The sequence below is a fragment of the Phascolarctobacterium succinatutens YIT 12067 genome (genome assembly GCF_000188175.1).
Taxonomy (GTDB): Bacteria; Bacillota; Negativicutes; order Acidaminococcales; family Acidaminococcaceae; genus Phascolarctobacterium_A; species Phascolarctobacterium_A succinatutens.
Genome location: NZ_GL830890.1, coordinates 1 through 3,038 on the forward strand (window position 1 = coordinate 1; position 3,038 = coordinate 3,038).

Consider the following 3,038-nt stretch of genomic DNA (forward strand, 5'->3'; position numbering starts at 1 on the left):
CCGTAGGGTTAAGAGTTATTAGAATGTGTAAGTTGCGCCTACCATAAAGTTAAACGGAGTTGCATAATATTCAGCACTGGTAGAATAATAAACAACATCGTGTCTATCAAAGATATTATTAAAGGTAGCAAAGAAGCTCAAATCATCTTGAGCCTTATACTCTACATTCAGATTAGTCAGCAGATAAGGTTTTGCGGAAGTTTTAGTTACATATGGTACAGTAACATTTTTGCTTTTGCTGGTTGTCTTATAGGTATTTCTTCCATCCAAAAAGGAAGCGTTTAAAGCAGCTTTCCATTTATCCATATGGTAGGTTAAGCCTGCTTTAAGCTCAAACTTGCTGTAATCATCCTGCCAGCCAAAATTATGACCGTTTTTATCTATATTCTGAGTCTGAGGATTGCTATAAGTTGCAGATAAGTTATAGCCAAAGCCTTTATCAGCTACCATTGCATAGCTTGCTTCAATGCCAGTATTACGCAAGTTTTCATTACTGTAAGTGAACTCATTAGTTTTAGAATCTATGGATGCACTGATATTATCGTCAACCTTGTAATTGAACAATGCTACACGCAGATTTCTGGACGTATCAATATCCTTTTTCCAACCCAATTCATAGTGTGTGCCCTTTTGCGGCTTCAGTGTATCTGCACCATCACCGTTTTTGTCGGTTTTATAAATCTGGTAAAGAGCCGGCATCTTAAAGGATTGACCAACACTTGCATAAATGCTTTCATTGTCATTCAGGCTGTGAATAAATTGCGCTTGTCCGCTGAAATTACTGAAGTTTGCACCATTAGGAGAACCAGTTGTCCAAGTTTCTCTAGCTGCCAAAACAAAGCTGTTCTGCTCGCTAAGTTTCTTGTCATATTGAGCATAAACGGAGAAATTATTTCTGCTCTGATCGCCACTGCTATCAGCTACAATACCGTTATCAAGTTGGTTTCCTGTCTTATATTTTTGGTTTTTAGAATTAAGACTAAAGTTCTCGTTTTGATATGTTGCTCCTACCAAAAGAGTATCTTCGTTTATATTCCATGCTTTTTGCATATCTAATCCGTAGTTATAAGTCTTTTCATCCTCCCAGCTATAGAAACGACCATCTAATAAAGCTGCATCTTTCTCACGTTGTCTGTCAATATAATACGCTGTTGCCTTAAAACTTTTATCATCATAAGTCAATTGAATATTATTGCGTTTAATATCCTGCTTTGTATCGTTTTCGGGTGTATAACTCATGGCGCTCTTTTTAGCTTTGGTATTAATATAATGATAAACAGACTCGTTATGACTAGCTTGCAAAGAAAGTCTGTCATTAAATTTATACGACAAATCAAAATTATTATTTTCAGGACCGCGCCAATCTTTAGTTACAGATTTATCGTCCTTTTCAATAGATACATCAGTTACCTTACCCCATTTAGAGTATTTATAGCCAAAGCCTAAATTACCAGCCTGTACAGATGCCGCATATTCCTGTTGTCCGTAATTGCCAAAGCCTGCTTTGATATAATTTGCACGTTCTTTTTTAGTGATAATATTAATTACGCCACCGGTAGCTTCACTGCCATACATAACAGCGCCACCGCCACGAACAATTTCAACGCGTTCTATATTTTCTACAGGGAAATCGTTCAAATCATAGGTACCTCTAATGTTAATAGGCACACCATTCACTAATACCAAGGTGCCATTGCCGTTACCACGCATCATAATTTTACTGGTCATGTTACCCATGGAAGCGCCACCAGTACCATACTGTTGAACATCCAGACCTGCACCGAATTTCAGTGCGTCATACAAGTTTGTTGCACCAGTTTCCTGCAATTTTTTTGCATCAAAAACTTCGGTAGAAGCTGCAACCTCTACATCTCTTTTCTCATAGCGAGTAGCAGTAACTACCATCTGATCAAGAGTGTACTCCTGCAGTTCTTCGGCAAAAGCAGCTGCACTGCTCATCAAGGTACCGGTAATCAACGCCGTCATCAATAAGCCTTTTTTCATCTTCATTTTTCTCATACTCCTATCAAAAATATTTATTGAAAAGCCCTTGCATACCCAGTCTTTCATGGTCATATGCAGCAAGCCTTACAATCGGCAAAAAATATTTGTATATCAACTCATCTAGATAACATTATATCTTATTTTAAAGTATATAGCTACTTTATAGACAAGATTTTCATGAAAATTTTTGCAAGTAAAAATCACCGCCAGATTCGTCTTCAATCATAGCGGTGATCGCTGTTTTTATCAGTTTGTATCCCTAGGCACTCATTTTAGCAGCCAGCGCACGTACTTCCTTCACCGAAAGCTTAGAGTACTTAACAACCTTATCTATGCATTCATTATCGGCTAGCATCTCTTTAGCTAAACTGATGCGCGCTTCCTTTTACGCTTTAGCAACTTTAGCTTCATATTTTTTCGCCATTTTTTCCAAAGCTTCTTTTTCACGCTTTGCTATAAGCTTTTCCATTACATCGCCCATTTTATCCAAGCCCTCCTTCTCTTCTTTAAAGTATCTAATTTTTTCAGCAAGCTTTTTATAATGCATATCATCAGGATTCTTGCAGCAAAAGTCATGAATCAGCATTCCTAACGGAGTGTCATTATGAATTTTGGCATTAACGTAGATAATATGCGAGCCATCTGCAAAGCTGCTACCATTCTCATCTATCATTCTATGAATACGATAAATCGGCAACAGTCCTTTAAGAACATCTTCCCTTGTAATGAAAATAACATAGTTCTCAGGGATTTTGTCAAAATACTCCCCTTTCGGCAAGCTTTTCGCATCCAACAGGCTCATATGATAGCGTGCTCTTTGAGGGATGGCACCACTGCTTTCATTCTGTACTTCGACGTTAAACTTGGTGCCATCAGCTTTTTCAGCTAAGATATCAAGCTGTAAATCCCTTCCCTGAAGATTTTTCAGACGTTTTTGTGTAGATGCTTTCTTTACTTTGATTGTATCATTTTCTAAAATAATCCGCAATATTAATTGCGTGCGCTGGCCGCGTCAGTTTACTGTAGGAATCAAA

2 protein-coding genes are annotated in these 3,038 nt (G+C 37.7%); both read right to left on the minus strand.

The features are described from left to right. Positions 1-18: 18 nt before the first annotated feature. Positions 19-2,010: a TonB-dependent receptor plug domain-containing protein gene (locus HMPREF9443_RS06150; protein WP_187363698.1), complete on the minus strand. Its 1,992-nt coding sequence runs from the start codon at positions 2,008-2,010 to the stop codon at positions 19-21. A gap of 379 nt (positions 2,011-2,389) precedes the next feature. Next, the gene (locus HMPREF9443_RS06155) at positions 2,390-2,992 is read right to left on the minus strand and encodes a PD-(D/E)XK nuclease family transposase (protein ID WP_009145684.1); all 603 of its coding nucleotides are present in this window, start codon (positions 2,990-2,992) and stop codon (positions 2,390-2,392) included. Positions 2,993-3,038: the final 46 nt, after the last annotated feature.